Genomic DNA, 17,818 nt, shown 5'->3' with positions numbered 1-17,818 from the left:
TCGCCGCGCCTGATCCGGATCGCTCGCGAAGATCGGCAGGCGATCGGCACCGAACGGCTCACTGGCCTTGCAGCACCGACAGCGACGATCGCCCCGAAAGCCCTTTACGGTGCGCTCGGTTCGCGCCTGTTTGACCGAATGCGAGCGGCAACCACTCCGATCGTCCGCGACATCGTCCTGATCGGCGGGGGGCACAGCCACGTCGGCGTGCTGCGCAGGTTTGCCATGCGGCCGCTGCCGGGTCTGCGCCTGACCGTGATCTGCACCGATACGGACACGCCGTACTCGGGAATGCTGCCTGGCTACATCGCCGGACACTACGATTTCGATGCCGTGCATATCGATCTGCGGCGGCTGGCCGAGTTTGCCAGCGCGCGCTATTTCCGCGACGAGGTGATCGGCGTCGACCGCGTTGCACGCCAGGTACGGTGCCGCCAGCGGCCGCCGGTACCCTACGACGTGCTGTCGATCAACATCGGCTCGACGCCGCAGCTTGCACGCGTCGATGGTGCCGCCGAGCACGCGGTGCCGGTGAAACCGATCCGCCGTTTCAACGAACGCTGGCTGGCGCTGCTCGGGCGCGTGCGCGCGCACGCCGGAACGACGACGATCGCCGTGGTCGGTGCTGGCGCCGGTGGCGTCGAGCTGACGCTGGCCATGCAGCACCGGCTACGTGGCGAACTGGTAGCGCTCGGGCGCGACCCCGACGAACTCCGCTTTCACCTCTTCTCGGCCAGCGCGAGCATTCTGCCGACACACAACGCGGCGGTGCGCGGCGTCTTCGAACGCGTACTGGCCGAGCGCGGCGTGACCCTCCATCGTCATTGCGAAGTCGTCGAAGTCGCCGCCGGCCATCTGCAGGTGCGCAGCGGCGAAACGCTCGCCACCGACGAGGTCGTCTGGGTGACGCAGGCCGGCGGCGCACCGTGGCTGCGCGAGACCGGGCTTGGGCTCGACGGCGAGGGTTTCATCCGCGTCCGCAACACCCTGCAAAGCGAGACCGATCCGCTGATCTTCGCCGCCGGCGATTGTGCGTCGCTGATCGACCGACCGCTGGAGAAGGCCGGCGTCTTCGCGGTGCGCATGGGCAAGCCGCTGGCCGAGAACCTGCGGCGAATCGTCCTGCGCCAGCCACTGCTCGCGTATCGCCCGCAAAGACGCTGGCTGGCTCTGATCAGCACCGGCGACCGGCACGCGGTGGCCTCGCGCGGCAGGCTGTTTGCGCACGGCGACTGGGTGTGGCGCTGGAAGGACTGGATCGACCGACGCTTCATGCGCCGTTTCAGCGAATTCGCGCCGATGCACGCCAACGCCGCGCCCGCGCCGGCCGAAACGATTCCGCTCGACGCCGCCGAGCAAACGCAGGCCATCTCGGCGATCGCCATGCGCTGCGGCGGCTGTGGCGCCAAGGTCGGCGCCACGGTGCTGTCGCGGGCGCTGGCGAGGGTTCACCCGATCGAGCGCGACGACGTTCTGATCGGCCTGCACGCGCCTGACGATGCCGCGGTGCTGCGGGTGCCGCCGGGCAGTGCGCTGGTGCATACGGTCGATTTCTTTCGGGCCTTCGTCGACGACCCCTGGCTTTTCGGCAGGATCGCCGCCAATCATGCGCTCGGCGACATCTTTGCCATGGGCGGCGCACCGCAGTCGGCAACGGCGATCGCCACCGTCCCGCCAGGGCTGGAGAACAAGGTCGAGGACACCGTCTTCCAGATGATGGCGGGCGCTGTCGCGGTGCTCAACGAAGCCGGCTGTGCGCTGGTCGGCGGTCATACTGGCGAGGGCCGCGAACTGGCACTCGGTTTCGCGATCAACGGGCTGATCGACGGAACGCTGGCCGGCGTCCTGCGCAAGGGCGGCATGCGTCCCGGCGATGCGCTGATCCTCAGCAAACCGCTCGGCACCGGCACCCTGTTCGCGGCGCACGCGCGGCTGCAGGCGCGCGGTCGCTGGATCGACGCGGCGCTGGAGTCGATGCAACGGTCGAACCGGGCAGCGGCATCCTGCCTGGTCGCGCACGGCGCCCGCGCGTGCACCGACCTCACCGGTTTCGGGCTGCTCGGACATCTGGTCGAGATGACCCGCCCGTCGGGGGTGGACGCCGAGATCGACCTCGCCGCGCTGCCGCTCCTCGACGGCGCCGCGGAAACCGCCGCAGCAGGAATCCTCAGCTCGCTGCAGCCGGCCAACGTGCGCCTGCGCCGCGCGCTGCGCAACCAGCCCGAAGCGCTGCATCACCCGAACTACCCGCTGCTCTTCGACCCGCAGACCGCCGGCGGACTGCTCGCCAGCGTACCGGCAGAAAGGGCCGCGGAGTGCATCGCCGCGCTGCACAGCCTGGGCTACGCGCAGGCGATCTGCATCGGGCGCGTGCTGCCGGCCAGCGAGGCGGTGGAACCAATTACACTGCGCATCTGACCAAGAGATGCGCGGAGTTTGCACGCCCTGGCGGCAAGCCGCCCTTCCCCGCACCCCCTGCCACCTACGGAGAACCGACCATGATGCTTTTGCCCCGCCTGATTTCCCGCAGCGCCCTGGCGCTCGCCCTGATGCTCGGCAGCGCCGCAAGCTACGCCGAAAACCTGTTACGGGTCTCGGCAATCCCCGACGAGGCGCCCACCGAACTGCAGCGCAAGTTCAAGCCGCTCGGCGAGTACCTCGAGAAGGAGACCGGCTACAAGGTGCAGTTCACGCCGGTCAGCGACTATGCGGCGGTGGTCGAGGGCTTGGCGGCGAAGAAGATCGATCTCGCCTGGCTCGGCGGGTTCACCTTCGTACAGGCGAAGCTGCGAACCGGCGGCGAGGCCATCCCGATCGTCCAGCGCGCCGAGGACGAGGTGTTCACCAGCAAATTCATTGTCCCGGCAAACAGCCCGGTCACGTCGCTCGTCGAACTGAAGGGCAAGACCTTTGCCTTCGGATCGCCGTCGTCCACCTCGGGACACCTGATGCCGCGCTTCTACCTGCTCAAGGATGGCATCGATCCCGACAAGGATTTCAAGAACGTCGCCTTCTCCGGCGCGCATGACGCCACCGTCGCCTTCGTCGCCTCCGGCAAGGTCGAGGCCGGCGTGCTCAATGCTTCGGTGATGGACAAGCTGGTCGAGAAGGGCGATGCCAACGCCAGGCGGGTCAAGGTCATCGCCACGACGCCGCCCTACTTCGACTACAACTGGACGGTGCGCCCCGGTCTTGAGCCGGCGCTGCGCCAGAAGATCACCCAGGCCTTCCTCAAGCTCGACCGGGCCGACCCGGCGCAGCGCGAGCTGATGGAACTGCAGCGCGCGTCGAAGTTCGTGCCGACCACGGCAGCCAACTACGATGGCATCGAACGGGCGGCGCGCAGCGCCGGGCTGATCAAGTAAGGGTGCGGCTTCCGCAGGTGACGAGTCAGCAGGCGTCGCGGCGACAGGGAGCAAGGAGGCAAGGACATGGCAAGCGAACTGACCGGCGTCGGACTGACGCATGGCAATGGTTTTCGCGCACTGCAGCGGATCTCGCTGCATCTTGCGCGTGGCGAGCGGGTGGCGGTGATCGGCCCGTCGGGCGCCGGCAAGACCAGCCTCACGCGGCTGCTCGGCAGTGCCTTGCGGCCCAGTGACGGACGGCTGGAGATCCTTGGCGTCAACCCCTGGCAGGTGTCGGCCGGCGAATTGCGCCACCTGCGCGCGCGCATCGGCACCATCCACCAGGTGCCGCCAATTCCGCCCCGCCAGCGCGTGATTACCGCGATCCTCGCCGGCCGGCTCGGCCACTGGCCGGCGTGGAAGGGTCTTTGCTCGCTACTCTATCCGGTCGACATCGCCGGTGCGCAGGCGGTACTGGCACGCTTCGACCTCGCTGACCGCCTGTTCGATCGCTGCGACCGGCTCTCGGGCGGCCAGTTGCAGCGCGTCGGGATCGCCCGCGTCCTCTACCAGCAGCCCGACCTGATCCTGGCTGACGAACCGGTCTCGGCCCTCGACCCAACGCTCGCCGATGCCGCACTCGGCGAGCTGGTCGCCGACTCGGAGCGTCGCGGCGCCAGCCTGTTTGCTTCGCTGCACGCGGTCGACCTGGCGCTCAAATGGTTTCCGCGCATCGTCGGTCTGCGCGCCGGCGAAATCGTCTTCGATCTGCCGACGGCGCGTGTCAGCGAGACGATGTTGCGCGAGCTATACGCCACCGAAGGCGGCCTGCTGCCGACGCAGGCCCAGACGCCGGTCACACTGCGCGACGCCACCACCGTTGACGCGGCAGGTGCCGCCACCGCCGGCCAGGTGGCAATCGCCGTCGTGCGCTTCGACACCTGCCGCGGACGCTGACTTGAAGACGCTCGCCAGCACTTTGCCGCCACCGGCCCGTGACCCGGACGCGCGCGCGCGCCTCGGCTGGACGGTGCTCGCCCTGGGGTTGTTGTGGCCACTTCTGCAGCTCGCCGAGTTCCGGCCCTGGGCGCTGTTCGAGGGCAACCATCTGCAGGTGATGGGCGCCTTCCTTGCCGGCTTTCTGCCGCCCGAGACGTCGACCGACTTTCTCGGCATTCTCCTCAAGGCGACGCTGGAAACGCTGGCGATGGCGACCGCCGGCATCGCCCTGGCCCTGCTCATCGCCGTGCCGCTGGCAATCCTGTGCACACGCCCGCTGGCAGTGTCGCTGATCGGGCCGGGACCCGGCCACCGCGGTGGCAACGCGCTGCGCCTCGCCGGGCGCGCGCTGCTGACCTTCCTGCGCGCGATCCCGGAGATTGTCTGGGCGCTGATGCTGGTGCGCGTCTTCGGTCTCGGACCAGCCGCCGGCGTGCTGGCCCTGGCGGTCACCTACGGCGGCATGCTCGGCAAGGTGTACACCGAGATCCTCGAATCGACCGATACCCGCCCTGCCCGCTCGCTGCTCGAGGCGGGCGGTGGCCGCTTCGCGGCACTGACCTACGGGCTGCTCCCCAACGCGGCGCAGGAACTGACCTCCTACACCGTCTATCGCTGGGAGTGCGCGGTTCGCTCGTCGGTGATCATGGGCTTCGTCGGCGCCGGCGGGCTCGGACAGTTGATGGATCAGTCGATGAAGATGCTGAACGGCGGCGAGGCCGCCGTGATCCTCCTCGTCTTCCTGTTGCTGGTGCTGCTCGCCGACGCGCTGAGCGCAACCTTGCGGCGGGCGCTGGCATGAACGCGGACGACATTCAGAAACCCTGTGCGGCGCGCGGCGCCGCCGACTTCTGCCTGTCCTGCGTGCTCACCAGCGGCCTGCTGATCGCTGCCGTGGTGGCCAGCTTCGCCTATCTTGCGATCGATTTCAGCGCGCTGTTTTCGGCCGATTCGGCAGTCGCGATGGGGAAATTTGCCGCCTCCTTCCTGCCACCCGACCTCCACCCCGAGTTCGTGCGCAAGACCGCCTGGGGCGCCTTGCAGACCTTCTCGGTGGCGATGGTCGGCACGCTGCTGGCGGCGCTGGCGGGGCTGTTGCTGGCCCTGCCGGCGGCCGGGCGGCACGGGGCCGCCGCCGCCCGGCTGTCGCGCTTTCTCCTCAATCTGCTGCGCAGCGTGCCGGAACTGGTGTGGGCGACGCTGATGGTGCTCGCCGCCGGCCTCGGCCCCTTCGCCGGCGTGTTGGCGCTGGCGCTGCACACCACCGGCGTGCTCGGCCGGCTGTTCGCCGAAGCGATCGAGAACGCGCCGCGGCAGCCCGAGCAAAGCCTGCGCGAAGCCGGCAGCGGCGGCGTGCCGGCCTTCCTGTACGGAACGCAACCGCTGGTCTGGCCGCAATGCGTGGCCTACGGGCTCTACCGGCTGGAAATGAACATCCGCATGGCGGCCGTGCTCGGCTTCGTCGGCGCCGGCGGCCTCGGCCAGATGCTCTACTATCACCTGTCGATCTTCCAGCAGGCGCAGGCGGCGACGGTGCTGATCGCGATGTTCGTCCTGGTGCTGGCCGTCGACGCGCTGAGCGACCGCCTGCGCAAGCGCATGGCAAGCGTCTGAGCTGGAACGACGGGGTGATGCCACGAGGTCTTCCTGATCAGCCGGAGCTTCCGGCGGAGGCAGACGGGAATCCGATCCGTCGATCAAACCGGGGTTCAGAAGCCTGATCGTGCGATATCAATGATTTCCGTGCAGCGTCATGACGAGGTTTCTTTCGCAGCCTGCACTTCATTCGCCTACTTGAGGTTGCCCGACAGGAACTGCTGCAGACGTTCGCTGTTTGGCCTGGTCAGTACCTCCCTGGGGTTTCCTCTTTCTTCAACACGCCCCTGATGGACAAAAATGACGTGGTTGGAAACTTCGCGCGCAAAGCCCATTTCGTGAGTGACGACCAGCATGGTGCGGCCCTCTTCGGCAATCGAGCGCATCACCTTGAGGACTTCGCCAACCAGTTCCGGATCAAGTGCCGAGGTGGGTTCGTCGAATAACAGTGCTTCCGGTTCCATCGCCAGTGCACGCGCAATCGCGACGCGTTGTTGTTGGCCACCTGACAGGTGCGCCGGGTAAGTGTCGCGGAACTTCCAGACGCCGACGCGCTCGAGATAGCGCTCGGCCCGTTCAATGGCGTCCTTCTTCGACAGGCCAAGCACGTGGATTGGCGCTTCGATGACGTTCTGCAGCACCGTCATGTGACCCCAGAGGTTGAAGTGCTGGAAGACCATCGACAGACGCGTGCGGATCTTCTGCAATTGCCTGGGGTCGGCCACCTTGAGAGCATCCTTGCTGCCGGGAAGCATTTTGATCTCTTCACCAGCAACGATGATTTTTCCGGAAGTCGGTTGCTCGAGAAAGTTGATGCAGCGCAACCAAGTACTCTTGCCGGAGCCGGACGAGCCGATGATGCTGATCACATCGCCCGAGCTGGCGGTCAGCGAAACGCCTTTCAAGACTTCGTTGTCGCCGTATTGCTTGTGCAGATCCTCGACGCGGAGGAGTTCGTTGTTGGCCCTGGAGGTCATGGCAGCCTTTTCAATCAGTCTTTCTGGGCGCTGGCGCTGCGCGGTTGCAGATGAGCGAGCCAACGGTTTTCAGCGAGGCGGAACAAACCGACCAGAACAAAGGTGATGGCGAGGTAGAGCAGTCCGGCGAAGATGAAGGCTTCGAAAGGCGCGTAATGACGCGAGTAGACATTGCGGGCCGCACCGGTCAGGTCGACCAGTGTCACCGCACTGGCAATCGCCGAGCCTTGCAGCATCAGAATCACTTCGTTGCTCAACGGTGGAATCGCCCGGCGCAAGGCTGATGGCAGCACGATTCTGCGCAGCGCGATGTAGCGTGTCATGCCCATCGCCTCGGCAGCTTCGACCTCGCCATGGGGTACGTTGCGGATTGCGCCGGCGAACATTTCGAGTTGATACGCGCAGGTGTTCAGGCTGAAGGCCAGCATGGTGCAGAAATAAGCGTCGCGGAATAGTAACCAGAATGAGTTGCCGGCTTCCCACTGCTGCTGCATCCATTCGCTCTGGCCAACTCCGTAGTAAATCAGCAATAGCTGCACCAGCATCGGGGTGCCGCGAAAAAAGTAGGTATAGGCGCTGATCGGCCGACTGACCCAGGGATTTCTTGACACGCGGGCAATCGACAGCGGAACGGCCAGGGCAAAGCCGACCGCCAACGAGATGACGGTCAGTTGCACGGTCATCCACAGGCCACGCCAGAACTCGGGCAAGCTGCCGCTGATCACATTCGGGTCAAACCATTCCATGATCGTCTCTTCAAACGTTGGCTTCGCGGACACCGACGTTGTAGTGGTGCTGCAAGCGTTCCAGAACCTGGTTCGAGACGGCGGTCATCGCTAGATAGAGTACGCAAACGGCCAGATAGAAAGTGAAAGGCTGATGGGTCGACCGTCCGGCCTGATCGGCCAGCCAGGTCATGTCGGCCAGTCCGATCATCGACACGATGGCGGTGCTTTTCAGCAGGACCAGCCAGTTGTTGCCAATGCCCGGCAGGGCGTAACGCAGCATTTGCGGAAAAAGGATGCGCCAGAAAACCTGCCAGCCGCTCATGCCGTAAGCTCGGCCGGCTTCCATCTGGCCGGCCGGTACCGCTTGAAAGGCACCACGAAAGGTTTCGGTGAAATAGGCGCCGAAAATGAATCCAATCGTCAGAACGCCAGCGGCAAAAGCGTTGAGTTCGATCATCTCCCATTCCAGATGGTCGCTGATGGCATTGAGGATCACCTGGCCGCCGTAAAAAAACAAGAGCATCATCACCAGATCGGGCACGCCACGAACGATGGTGGTATACAACGCGGCCGACCAGCGTAGTGGTGCGATGCGAGACAATTTGCAGGCGGCGCCAAGCAAGCCCATGCTGACGGCAAGAACCAGTGACAGGAGGGCGACCTGGAGAGTGATCCATGCTCCGGCCAGCAAGCTGGGGGAGTATTCGGTCAGGGCGTCCATGGCTGAATTGCTCCGCGCGTTGTACCTTGAAAACAACCGGGGAAGAAACAGGGAACGCTGACCACGTCGGCAGCCAGCCAGCGTTCCGCTGCGGAACCTCAGTTGCCGTAGATATCCATCGTGAAGTATTTCTTGCGGATCTCTTCGTACTTGCCATTGGCACGCACGGTAGCAAGCGCCTTGTTGAGTTGCGCCTTGAGGTCCTGATCCTTCTTGCGCACGGCAATGCCGATTCCCTCACCGATCACGGCGCGCTCCTCGGCATTCTTGCCATAAAGCTGCTCGCCGAGAACGCCGTAGCCGGCGCCTTCAGGCTTGGTCAGGAAGCCGCCGTAAGCTTCCCAGTAATCGGCAAAGGTGGCATCGACACGGCCTGACTTGAGATCCAGATAGGCCTCATCCTGCTTGCCGTAGCGAACGACTTCCACTCCCTTGCCGTCCCAGTATTTGGTGGCGAAGTTGTCGGAAACCGTGCCACGCTGAACAGCAACCTTCTTGCCTTTCAGGCTGGCCAGTTCCGGTCTCAACGATGATCCGTTCTTGGCAATCAGGACGACCGGTGAGGCGTAGTACTTGTTGGTGAAATCCACCTTGGCCTTGCGTTCTTCGGTAATCGACATCGAAGCGACGATGGCGTCGAACTTGCGTGCCATCAGGGCCGGAATCATGCCGTCCCATTCCTGTTTCACCCAGGTGCATTTCGCTTTCATCTCGGCGCACAGCGCGTTGCCGATATCGATATCGAAACCCTTCAACGCGCCGTTGGCACCTATTTCATTGAACGGGGGGTAGGCACCCTCGGACGCCATACGAATTTCCGTCCAGTCCTTTGCCGAGACACCAGCCGCCGAGAGGGCCAGAAGCGCCGACAACAACAGCATTTTTTTCATTTGAAACCCCTCCTTTAGAATGATCGATTACTCAAAGACCGTTAACCATGCGCCGGGTTGCGCTTCGCCTGTTCCTTGCGCTGCAGGAAGCCCTTGCAGGTCTCCGTTTGGATGCGAAGTGAATGATGACAAGAAAGCCGGGCCTATACAACGGATTTGTGCGTCCCCGGTGCAGCACAGGCCATCGTCGTCGATCGCCAATTGCTCAACACCCAACCAATCCAAACAAAAAGGCCGCTCCGAAGAGCGGCCCAAGTGCTTGATTCGATTGGTCGGGGCGCCGGGATTCGAACTCGGGACCCCTTGCACCCCATGCAAGTGCGCTACCAGGCTGCGCCACGCCCCGACAAGGTCTGGATTATAACCGAAAATGCGCCGCTACTCGCATGGGCGCAGCAATTCTGCAATGTTCAGCAGCTCCGCCCGCAGCACTTCGGGTGCCAAGAGAGATGAACTGGTGTCTGACTCATTCCCGGCATCGTCGAGACGGTTGCGCGCGCCACTGATCGTGAAGCCCTGACTGTAAAGAAGCTCCCGTATCCGACGCACCAGCAGAACTTCATGGTGCTGATAATAACGGCGATTGCCTCGGCGCTTGACCGGACTGAGCTGCGAGAACTCCTGCTCCCAATAACGCAGGACGTGCGGTTTGACGCCGCATAGCTCGCTGACCTCACCGATCGTGAAATATCGCTTGGCTGGAATGGCCGGCAAAGGCTCTTGCCCCGGTTCTTTATGACTGACTTCCATCATAAGCGTGTTCTACCTCGGCCTTCAGTTTCTGACTGGCATGAAAAGTAACCACTCTGCGCGCGGTGATCGGGATTTCTTCACCGGTCTTGGGGTTGCGGCCTGGTCGCTGGGGCTTGTCGCGCAACTGAAAGTTTCCGAATCCCGAAAGCTTTACACCATCACCACGCTCCAGGGCATTCCGAATTTCTTCGAAAAAAGCCTCAACCATGTCCTTGGCCTCACGCTTGTTGAGGCCGACCTTCTCGAACAACAGATCGGCGAGTTCTGCCTTGGTAAGCGTCATTCCTCTTCCTTCTCAGACGCGCAGCTGTGCTGCAAATGCCACTCGCAGATAGGCGACCAACTGCTGCATGGCAGCCTCAACTTCAGCTTCGAGCAACGTTTTTTGAGTATCTTGCATCATTATGCGGAAGGCAAGGCTTTTCTTGCCGACTTCAACCCCGCGCCCGACGTAGACATCGAACAGACGGATATCCTGCACAATGGCTGGCCGATTGGCAGTCAGTCCTGCGATCAGTTGCTCAAGTTCCAGCGCCTGATCAACGACCACGGCCATATCCCGTATGACCGGTGGTTGGCGGGAAAGCTCGGCATATTGCGGAACACCGGCCATCGTCACGGCATCGAGGTCAACTTCAAAAAATACCGGCGCCAGCGGCAATTCATATTTTTGTTGCCACTGCGGATGCAATTCGCCGACAAAACCAACCGCTTTGCCAGCGACCGTCACCCGCGCACTCCGACCAGGATGCAGCGCAGGGTGCAGGGCTTTCTCGAAGCGGGTGCCGATCGGGGTGAACAGCCGTTCCAGGTCAGCCTTGATGTCAAAGAAATCGACGTTGCGTGCTGCACAACCCCACTGCTCAGGAAAGGCTGTACCATAGGCCAGCGCGGTCAGCTTCCAGGGCTGGCGAAAACCGGGGACAGGACCACCCTGTGTATCGCGGAAGAAGCAGCGCCCGGTCTCGAACAGGCGAACGCGGCTCTGCCGGCGTTTGAGGTTGCTTGCCAGATTGGCGACCAGCCCCCCGAGCAAGGACGAACGCATCACGCTCAGCTGGCTGGCGATCGGATTGGCCAGTCGAATGAGCCGATCGTTGCCGACAAAATCGATTTCCCAGGCCTCTTCGACGAAGGCGAAGTTGACCACTTCCTGATAGCCACCGTCAGCCAGCATCTGTCGAACACGCGCCAGAGATCTCGCCTGCTCGGTCTGCGGCAACATCGACAGCAAACCCCGCGGTGCTGGTGACGGAATGTTCTCATAGCCGTTCAGGCGGGCGATCTCCTCGATCAGGTCTTCCTCGATCTCGAGGTCGAAGCGGTGGCTCGGCGGCGTGATGATGAAATCGTCACCATCCCGGGTGAACGACAGGTCGAGACGGGCAAACAGTTCGGCTATCCGCTCGTTTGTAAACGGCACTCCAAGTACCTTGACAACCCGCACCGGTCGCAGGCGGACCGGCTGGCGCGCGGGCAAGGTGGCCAGTGCTTCGCTGACCGGACCCGCCTGCCCACCGCAAATATCGAGGATCAGCCGCGTTGCGCGTTCCAATGCACGCCGGGTACCGCCGAAATCGACGCCACGTTCAAAACGATGTGAGGCATCCGAAACGAAGCCGTAGCGACGGGCACGGCCGGCGATCGCGGTGGGTGCGAAGAAGGCGGCTTCGAGGAACACCTCGGTGGTCGCCAGCGTAATGCCACTTTCCTCGCCACCCATGATGCCCCCCATCGCCAACGGGCGCTGATCGTCGGCAATCAACAGGACATCGGCCTGCAACTGCAGCGTCTGCTCGTTGAGCAGCAGGATCGTTTCTGCCGGGCGCGCCATCCTGACGTGAATGGCCCCACTCAGACGGGTATTGTCAAAAGCATGCAGCGGCTGTCCCACTTCGAGCATGACGTAGTTGGTGATGTCGACCAAGGCCGAAATCGGGCGAATCCCGCTTCGCTCAAGACGACGACGCATCCAGGCGGGTGTCGCGACCCTGGCGTCGACTCCGGCGATCACCCGGCCGCAGTAGCGTGGGCAAGCCTCCGGGGCGTCCAGTGCGAGGGCGCGCGCGCTCGCGATGGTGGCTTCAACTGCCGTGACTTCGATCAAGTGGGCCGGCGTACCGGTCAGTGCTGCAACCTCGCGGGCAATCCCTTCGAGCGACAGGCAGTCTGCCCGGTTCGGCGTCAGCTTGAGGGTCAGCAGACGATCATCGAGATCAAGATGGCGGCGGATATCCTCGCCTACCGGTGCATCGTCACCCAGCACCAGCAAGCCAGAGGCGTCTTCCGCGATGCCCAGTTCCCTGGCCGAGCAGAGCATGCCAGACGACTCGACGCCGCGCACCTTGGCGACCTTGATCCTCAATCCACCCGGCAATTGGGCACCGGGCAGTGCGCACGGCACCTTGATGCCGGCAGCCGCGTTGGGTGCTCCGCAGACGATCTGCAGCACCTCGCCGGTACCAGCATCGACCCGGCAAACGTTGAGGCGGTCGGCGTCGGGATGCTTGTCAACGGCGAGCAGATGACCCACGACGACCTGGTCGAAAAGCGGTGCGACCGTCTCTTCCTCCTCCACTTCGAGACCGGCCATGGTCAGCAGGTGCGAGAATTCATGACCCGCGCAGGCGGGATCGACGAAACTGCGAAGCCAGGATTCAGAGAATTTCATGACCGCTCAATGTCAGAAGGAAGGTCATACGAACTGTCGCAAAAAGCGCAGGTCGCCATCGAAAAACAGGCGCAGGTCATTGACCCCATAGCGCAGCATCGTCAACCGATCGGGACCCATGCCGAAGGCAAAACCGAGGTATTTCTCGGGGTCGATGTTGACGTGCCGCAGGACATTCGGATGGACCATGCCGCAACCGGCAATTTCCAGCCAGCGCCCTTTCAAGGTGCCGCTCATGAAAGCCATGTCGATCTCGGCCGAGGGTTCGGTGAAGGGAAAGAACGATGGGCGAAAACGCACCTGCAGATCGTCGTTCTCGAAAAAACGGCGCAGGAAATCGCTGATCACACCCTTCAAGTCAGCAAAGCTGACGTTCTCGCCAATCCACAGACCTTCGACCTGATGAAACATCGGCGAATGCGTGGCATCGGAATCCACGCGGTACACGCGCCCCGGTGCAATGACCCGAATTTCCGGCATGGTTTCCCGACCGGCATGTCTGGCGACATGTGCCTGCATATAGCGAACCTGGATCGGACTGGTATGCGTGCGCAGCAGAACGCCCTCGGCTATCCCGCCCTCCTCGTCCTGCAGATAGAAGGTATCGTGCATCGAACGGGCCGGATGATCCGCGGGGGTATTCAGTGCCGTGAAATTCTGGAAGTCGGCCTCGATTTCGGGACCATCGGCGACCTCGAAACCGATCGAAGCAAAAAGAGCTTCAATACGTTCGAGCGTACGCGTCACCGGATGCAGGCCGCCACGGTCCTGTCCACGACCCGGTAGCGTCACGTCCAGGGCTTCCTCGGCCAGGCGCGCCTGCAGCGCCCTTTGCCGAAGCGCTTCGCGACGCGCAGCGAGCGCTGCTTCGACCGCATCCTTGGCGTGATTGATGGCCGCACCGGCAGTTTTTCGCTGGTCCGGCGGAAGTTTGGCCAATCCCTTGAGCAATCCAGTGATCTCGCCGCTCTTGCCGAGGTAACTGGCCTTGACTTGCTCAAGCGCATCAGGATCATCGGTTGCCGCGAAGGCCGCCGACGCTGCGTGGACTATTTGATCGAGGTTGTGCATGGTTCACCGAAAAAAAGGAGGCTCGCGCCTCCTTTCTTGACGCTCGTACGGCCTATTGTCCGAGCTGGGCTTTGGCCTGCACGGCCAGAGCAGCAAAAGCCGGCTTGTCGAAAACCGCCAGATCGGCCAGCACCTTGCGGTCGACCTCGATCTGCGCCTTCTTGAGACCATTCATGAATGTGCTGTACTTCATGCCGAGTTCCCGGGCCGCCGCGTTGATACGGGCAATCCAAAGGCTGCGAAACTGACGCTTCCTTTGCCGGCGGTCGCGGTAAGCATATTGCCCGGCTTTCATCACCGCCTGTTTGGCGACACGATAGACGTTCTTGCGGCGACCGCGGTAACCCTTGGCCAGATCGAGAATTTTCTTGTGGCGCGCGTGCGCCGTTACACCACGTTTGACGCGAGGCATCCTCTATCTCCTCAAGCGTAAGGCAGCATGGCACGAACCATGGCCTTGTCAGAGTGGTGCACCTCGGTCACGCCGCGTAACTGGCGCTTGGTCTTGGTGTCCTTCTTGGTCAGGATGTGTCGCTTGTACGCATGCGAACGCTTGATGCGCCCGCTGGCACTGATCGTGAAGCGCTTTTTCGCTCCACTCTTGGTCTTCATCTTGGGCATTGAATGCTCCTGTTTATAGACATGCTGGCGGGTGTCTCCCGGCGGAAGCACTTTTGACCCGGCAGCACTTGTGTTTCACCGTTTCTCTACAAGCGCTTGAATCGATGGCTACTTTCTCTTGCTCGGAGTAAGCACCATGACCATCTGGCGGCCTTCCATCTTCGGCATCTGCTCAACCAGCGCAAGTTCCTGCAGATCGGTCTTGATCCGCTCGATCTGCCGCATGCCAATATCCTGGTGCGCCATTTCCCGACCACGAAAGCGCAAGGTCACCTTGACCTTGTCTTCTTCATCAAGGAAGCGAATCATGTTGCGCAGTTTGATCTGGTAGTCGTTTTCATCGGTACCGGGACGAAACTTGACTTCCTTCACCTGCACCTGCTTCTGCTTGAGTTTCTGCTCATGCTGACGCTTTTGTTCCTGGTATTTGAACTTGCCGAAATCGACGATGCGACATACCGGCGGCTGAGCCATCGGGGCAATTTCGACCAGGTCCACTCCCGCTTCCTCGGCGAGCGCCAATGCTGCCCTGACGCTCATGACTCCCAACTGCTCGCCACCTACTCCGACGAGACGGACTTCCGGTGCGTTGATCTCTTCGTTAACGCGTTGCGCCTTTTGCAGTGCGATGGGTCCACTCCTTGTTTCGACAAAAGTTAAGCCGTGCCACTTCGCGCCGCAACTTCGTGAAGAAGTTGCCTGGCCAGAGCCTCGATGGACATCTGCCCGAGATCCTGACCGCCGCGTGTCCGCACGGCCACCAGATTGGCTGCCACTTCCTTGTCGCCGACGACGATTTGATAGGGCAACTTGTTCAAGCTATGTTCGCGTATTTTATAGGTAATTTTTTCGTTGCGCAAATCACACTCGACACGCAGACCAGCCTGACGTAGTGTTTTTGCAACATGGGCAGCGTAATCGGCCTGCTTTTCCGAGATATTCAGCACCACGATCTGCACCGGCGAGAGCCACAAAGGCAGGGCGCCCGTGCAGTTCTCGATGAGCATCCCGATAAAACGCTCCAGCGAACCCAGAATAGCGCGATGCAGCATCACCGGTGTGTGGCGTGAATTGTCGTCGCCGACGAATTCGGCGTCCAGTCGCTGCGGCATCGAGAAGTCGACCTGCATCGTGCCGCACTGCCAGGATCGCCCGATGGCATCCTTGATGTGAAATTCGATCTTCGGACCGTAAAAAGCCCCCTCACCCGGCAATTCCTCCCATGCCAGACCGGAGGCCTGCAGTGCAGCGCGCAAGGCAAGTTCGGCCTTGTCCCATACCGCGTCCGAACCGACGCGCTTTTCCGGGCGCAACGCCAGCTTGACCGTTACCTCGTGAAAACCGAAATCGGCATACACTTTGCGCACCAGATCATTGAAAACGGTGACCTCGTCCTGGATTTGATCTTCGGTACAGAAAATATGGCCGTCATCCTGGGTAAAGCCGCGCACGCGCATGATGCCGTGCAGCGCACCCGAGGGCTCGTTGCGATGACAGGAACCAAATTCACCATAACGCAATGGCAGATCGCGATAACTGCGCAGCCCGGTATTGAAGATCTGGATGTGCCCCGGACAATTCATCGGCTTGATTGCGTACTCGCGCTTTTCCGACTCGGTGGAGAACATGTGATCCTTGAAGTTCTCCCAGTGCCCGGATTTTTCCCACAGGGTACGGTCGAGAATCTGCGGGCATTTCACTTCCTGATAGCCATTGTCCCGATAAACGCCACGCATGTACTGCTCGACTTCCTGCCAGATCGTCCACCCCTTTGGATGCCAGAACACCATTCCCGGCGCTTCGTCCTGAAGATGAAACAGGTCGAGTTGCCGACCGAGTTTGCGATGATCACGTTTCTCGGCCTCCTCGAGCATGTGCAGGTAGGCCTCCTGATCTTCCTTTCTGGCCCAGGCCGTCCCGTAGATCCGCTGCAGTTGCTCGTTGCGATGATCACCCCGCCAGTAGGCGCCAGCCAGCTTCATCAGCTTGAACACCTTCAACCTGCCCGTCGAAGGGACATGCGGGCCGCGGCAGAGGTCGACAAAATCACCCTCGCGATAGAGCGAGATTTCCTGACCGGGCGGGATGGCATCGATCAGTTCCGCCTTGTAGTGCTCACCGATCGACTGGAAGAAAGCGATGGCGTCGTCGCGCTGCCAGACTTCGCGCCGCACCGGCAGATCACGCCGGGCGAGTTCTGCCATGCGCTTCTCGATTGCCGCCAGGTCGTCAGGAGTAAACGGACGTTCGTAGGCAAAGTCGTAGTAGAAACCGTCGTCGATGACCGGGCCAATCGTCACCTGCGCTGCCGGAAAGAGTTCCTTGACCGCATAAGCCATCAGATGGGCCGTCGAGTGACGGATGATCTCCAGGCCCGCGAGATCCTTCTCGGTAATGATGCCAAGCTGCACGTCAGTGGTGATCCGGAATGAGGTGTCGACCAGGCGACCATCGACCTTGCCCGCCAGGGCGGCGCGTGCCAGCCCGGCACCGATGCTCTGCGCCACCTCGGCCACCGTGACAGACTCTGCGAACGCCCTTTGTGAACCGTCAGGCAATGTGACAACCGGCATATGATCACCTCAGCAAGAAATGGAAAAGCCAGAGACCCGGCCTGGCTTGAGTGTCTCCGACCGGCAGAACCGGCTTTTCCGGCCCATCCTGCCAGCCCGTCGCAAACGCGAGACAGACTATCGATACAGGCATCAGGACGGCCGACGCTGCCGCAAGCCCCAAAGGCCGCGCCCGCGAGCACAGCAGTCTAACATACCCCAAGGTACCTGCCAAAGGAGCGAACCGACTGACCGACGGCAACCGGCAGAGACCCCGCCGACTGCGAGCACCTAAGGATCATGAGGACTGTCGGGCCTCACCAGTTCGATGCAGAAATCGCTCTCGTAGGGAGGCACGTGCACTTCGATGATCGAGCCTGGGGCCACTTGCAGCCGTACCCCAGTCACGTCCGCATGGACCGGCAGCAGGCTCACCCCACGGTCAACCAGGACCACGCTGCGGATCTCGGCCGCGCCTCGCAGCGCCAGGAATTGCGCCACCCGCAGCAGCGAGTGGCCGCGGTACAGCACGTCATCCACCACCACCACGGTTTTTCCCGAGAGGTCCGCAACGGTCTCGACAGGATCTTCCCTGAGCAGGGTTTGCGGGTAGAGCAGCGTGAGATCGTCACCGTAACGCTTCACCTCCAGTTGCAGTCGTTGGGCAGGCCGGACTCCCAGCTGCAGCAGCCGTTCGGCCAGCAAACTGGCCAATGGCACACCCCGCCGGAGGATACCGATCAGGACCATGTCGTTGCGTCCATCGAGCAAGCCGAGTAGTCGACCGGCCATGCCATCGAGCACGGCGGCCAGTTGCTGCTGGTTGTAAAGACAGGTGTGATCGTTCATTCTGAATGCCTGCTCAGGACTGCTTGCTCGTTCCTGGCCAGCA

The 17,818-nt window shown here is 62.2% G+C and carries 18 protein-coding genes and 1 tRNA gene; 5 read left to right on the top strand and 14 right to left on the bottom strand.

Annotated features, from left to right (window positions below):
• Positions 1 to 138: 138 nt before the first annotated feature.
• The 5 genes from selD to phnE all read left to right on the top strand — a co-directional run bounded on the left by selD (position 139) and on the right by phnE (position 5,960).
• On the top strand, positions 139 to 2,418 hold the full coding sequence (gene selD, locus V5B39_RS00805) for a selenide, water dikinase SelD (protein WP_332340806.1): 2,280 nt from the start codon (positions 139 to 141) through the stop codon (positions 2,416 to 2,418).
• Positions 2,419 to 2,498: 80 nt separating this feature from the next.
• The gene (locus V5B39_RS00800; RefSeq protein ID WP_332340651.1) at positions 2,499 to 3,365 is read left to right on the top strand and encodes a putative selenate ABC transporter substrate-binding protein; all 867 of its coding nucleotides are present in this window, start codon (positions 2,499 to 2,501) and stop codon (positions 3,363 to 3,365) included.
• 66 nt (positions 3,366 to 3,431) lie between these two features.
• Entirely contained in the window at positions 3,432 to 4,304 is an 873-nt protein-coding gene (locus V5B39_RS00795) for a phosphonate ABC transporter ATP-binding protein (protein WP_332340649.1), read from the top strand.
• A 1-nt stretch (position 4,305) separates the two neighbouring features.
• Positions 4,306 to 5,148 carry a PhnE/PtxC family ABC transporter permease gene (locus V5B39_RS00790; RefSeq protein ID WP_434735636.1) on the top strand — a complete coding sequence of 281 codons (843 nt, stop codon included), beginning with the start codon at positions 4,306 to 4,308 and terminating at the stop codon, positions 5,146 to 5,148.
• Positions 5,145 to 5,960 carry a phosphonate ABC transporter, permease protein PhnE gene (phnE, locus tag V5B39_RS00785; RefSeq protein WP_332340647.1) on the top strand — a complete coding sequence of 272 codons (816 nt, stop codon included), beginning with the start codon at positions 5,145 to 5,147 and terminating at the stop codon, positions 5,958 to 5,960. The genes V5B39_RS00790 and phnE overlap by 4 nt, the downstream gene beginning before the upstream one ends.
• Before the next feature lie 176 nt (positions 5,961 to 6,136).
• Here phnE and V5B39_RS00780 read toward each other — a convergent pair whose 3' ends face one another.
• From V5B39_RS00780 to V5B39_RS00715, 14 genes are all read right to left on the bottom strand, one after another.
• Positions 6,137 to 6,919 (bottom strand): ABC transporter ATP-binding protein, encoded by a 783-nt coding sequence (locus tag V5B39_RS00780; RefSeq protein WP_332340645.1) that lies wholly within the window; start codon positions 6,917 to 6,919, stop codon positions 6,137 to 6,139.
• Positions 6,920 to 6,933: 14 nt separating this feature from the next.
• Complete coding sequence (locus tag V5B39_RS00775; RefSeq protein WP_332340644.1) at positions 6,934 to 7,665, bottom strand: ABC transporter permease; 732 nt, start codon at positions 7,663 to 7,665, stop codon at positions 6,934 to 6,936.
• A 10-nt stretch (positions 7,666 to 7,675) separates the two neighbouring features.
• The gene (locus V5B39_RS00770; RefSeq protein WP_332340642.1) at positions 7,676 to 8,368 is read right to left on the bottom strand and encodes an ABC transporter permease; all 693 of its coding nucleotides are present in this window, start codon (positions 8,366 to 8,368) and stop codon (positions 7,676 to 7,678) included.
• 98 nt (positions 8,369 to 8,466) lie between these two features.
• A complete protein-coding gene (locus tag V5B39_RS00765; RefSeq protein ID WP_332340640.1) occupies positions 8,467 to 9,258 on the bottom strand; it encodes an ABC transporter substrate-binding protein in 792 nt (263 codons plus the stop codon).
• 269 nt (positions 9,259 to 9,527) lie between these two features.
• Positions 9,528 to 9,604, bottom strand: a tRNA-Pro gene (locus V5B39_RS00760).
• A 32-nt stretch (positions 9,605 to 9,636) separates the two neighbouring features.
• Positions 9,637 to 10,008 (bottom strand): MerR family transcriptional regulator, encoded by a 372-nt coding sequence (locus V5B39_RS00755; protein ID WP_332340802.1) that lies wholly within the window; start codon positions 10,006 to 10,008, stop codon positions 9,637 to 9,639.
• The gene (locus V5B39_RS00750; protein ID WP_034915708.1) at positions 9,992 to 10,294 is read right to left on the bottom strand and encodes an integration host factor subunit alpha; all 303 of its coding nucleotides are present in this window, start codon (positions 10,292 to 10,294) and stop codon (positions 9,992 to 9,994) included. Before V5B39_RS00750 ends, V5B39_RS00755 begins: the two co-directional genes overlap by 17 nt.
• A 12-nt stretch (positions 10,295 to 10,306) precedes the next feature.
• Positions 10,307 to 12,682, bottom strand: a complete 2,376-nt coding sequence (gene pheT, locus V5B39_RS00745) for a phenylalanine--tRNA ligase subunit beta (protein WP_332340635.1) — start codon at positions 12,680 to 12,682, stop codon at positions 10,307 to 10,309.
• Between the two features lie 24 nt (positions 12,683 to 12,706).
• The gene (gene pheS, locus V5B39_RS00740; protein WP_332340633.1) at positions 12,707 to 13,753 is read right to left on the bottom strand and encodes a phenylalanine--tRNA ligase subunit alpha; all 1,047 of its coding nucleotides are present in this window, start codon (positions 13,751 to 13,753) and stop codon (positions 12,707 to 12,709) included.
• 52 nt (positions 13,754 to 13,805) lie between these two features.
• A complete protein-coding gene (gene rplT, locus V5B39_RS00735) occupies positions 13,806 to 14,165 on the bottom strand; it encodes a 50S ribosomal protein L20 (RefSeq protein ID WP_034944644.1) in 360 nt (119 codons plus the stop codon).
• 11 nt (positions 14,166 to 14,176) lie between these two features.
• Positions 14,177 to 14,374: a 50S ribosomal protein L35 gene (gene rpmI, locus V5B39_RS00730; protein WP_034925134.1), complete on the bottom strand. Its 198-nt coding sequence runs from the start codon at positions 14,372 to 14,374 to the stop codon at positions 14,177 to 14,179.
• A gap of 108 nt (positions 14,375 to 14,482) precedes the next feature.
• Complete coding sequence (gene infC / locus V5B39_RS00725; protein ID WP_138677829.1) at positions 14,483 to 15,004, bottom strand: translation initiation factor IF-3; 522 nt, start codon at positions 15,002 to 15,004, stop codon at positions 14,483 to 14,485.
• A gap of 26 nt (positions 15,005 to 15,030) precedes the next feature.
• Positions 15,031 to 16,947: a threonine--tRNA ligase gene (gene thrS, locus V5B39_RS00720; protein WP_332340624.1), complete on the bottom strand. Its 1,917-nt coding sequence runs from the start codon at positions 16,945 to 16,947 to the stop codon at positions 15,031 to 15,033.
• A gap of 270 nt (positions 16,948 to 17,217) precedes the next feature.
• The gene (locus tag V5B39_RS00715; RefSeq protein ID WP_332340622.1) at positions 17,218 to 17,775 is read right to left on the bottom strand and encodes a phosphoribosyltransferase family protein; all 558 of its coding nucleotides are present in this window, start codon (positions 17,773 to 17,775) and stop codon (positions 17,218 to 17,220) included.
• Positions 17,776 to 17,818 lie beyond the last annotated feature (43 nt).

Origin of the sequence: Accumulibacter sp., assembly GCF_036625275.1 — a bacterium.
Classification (GTDB): Bacteria; Pseudomonadota; Gammaproteobacteria; order Burkholderiales; family Rhodocyclaceae; genus Accumulibacter.
Note: the sequence above shows the minus strand (reverse complement) of the source record. Positions and strands in the feature narration are given on the sequence as shown.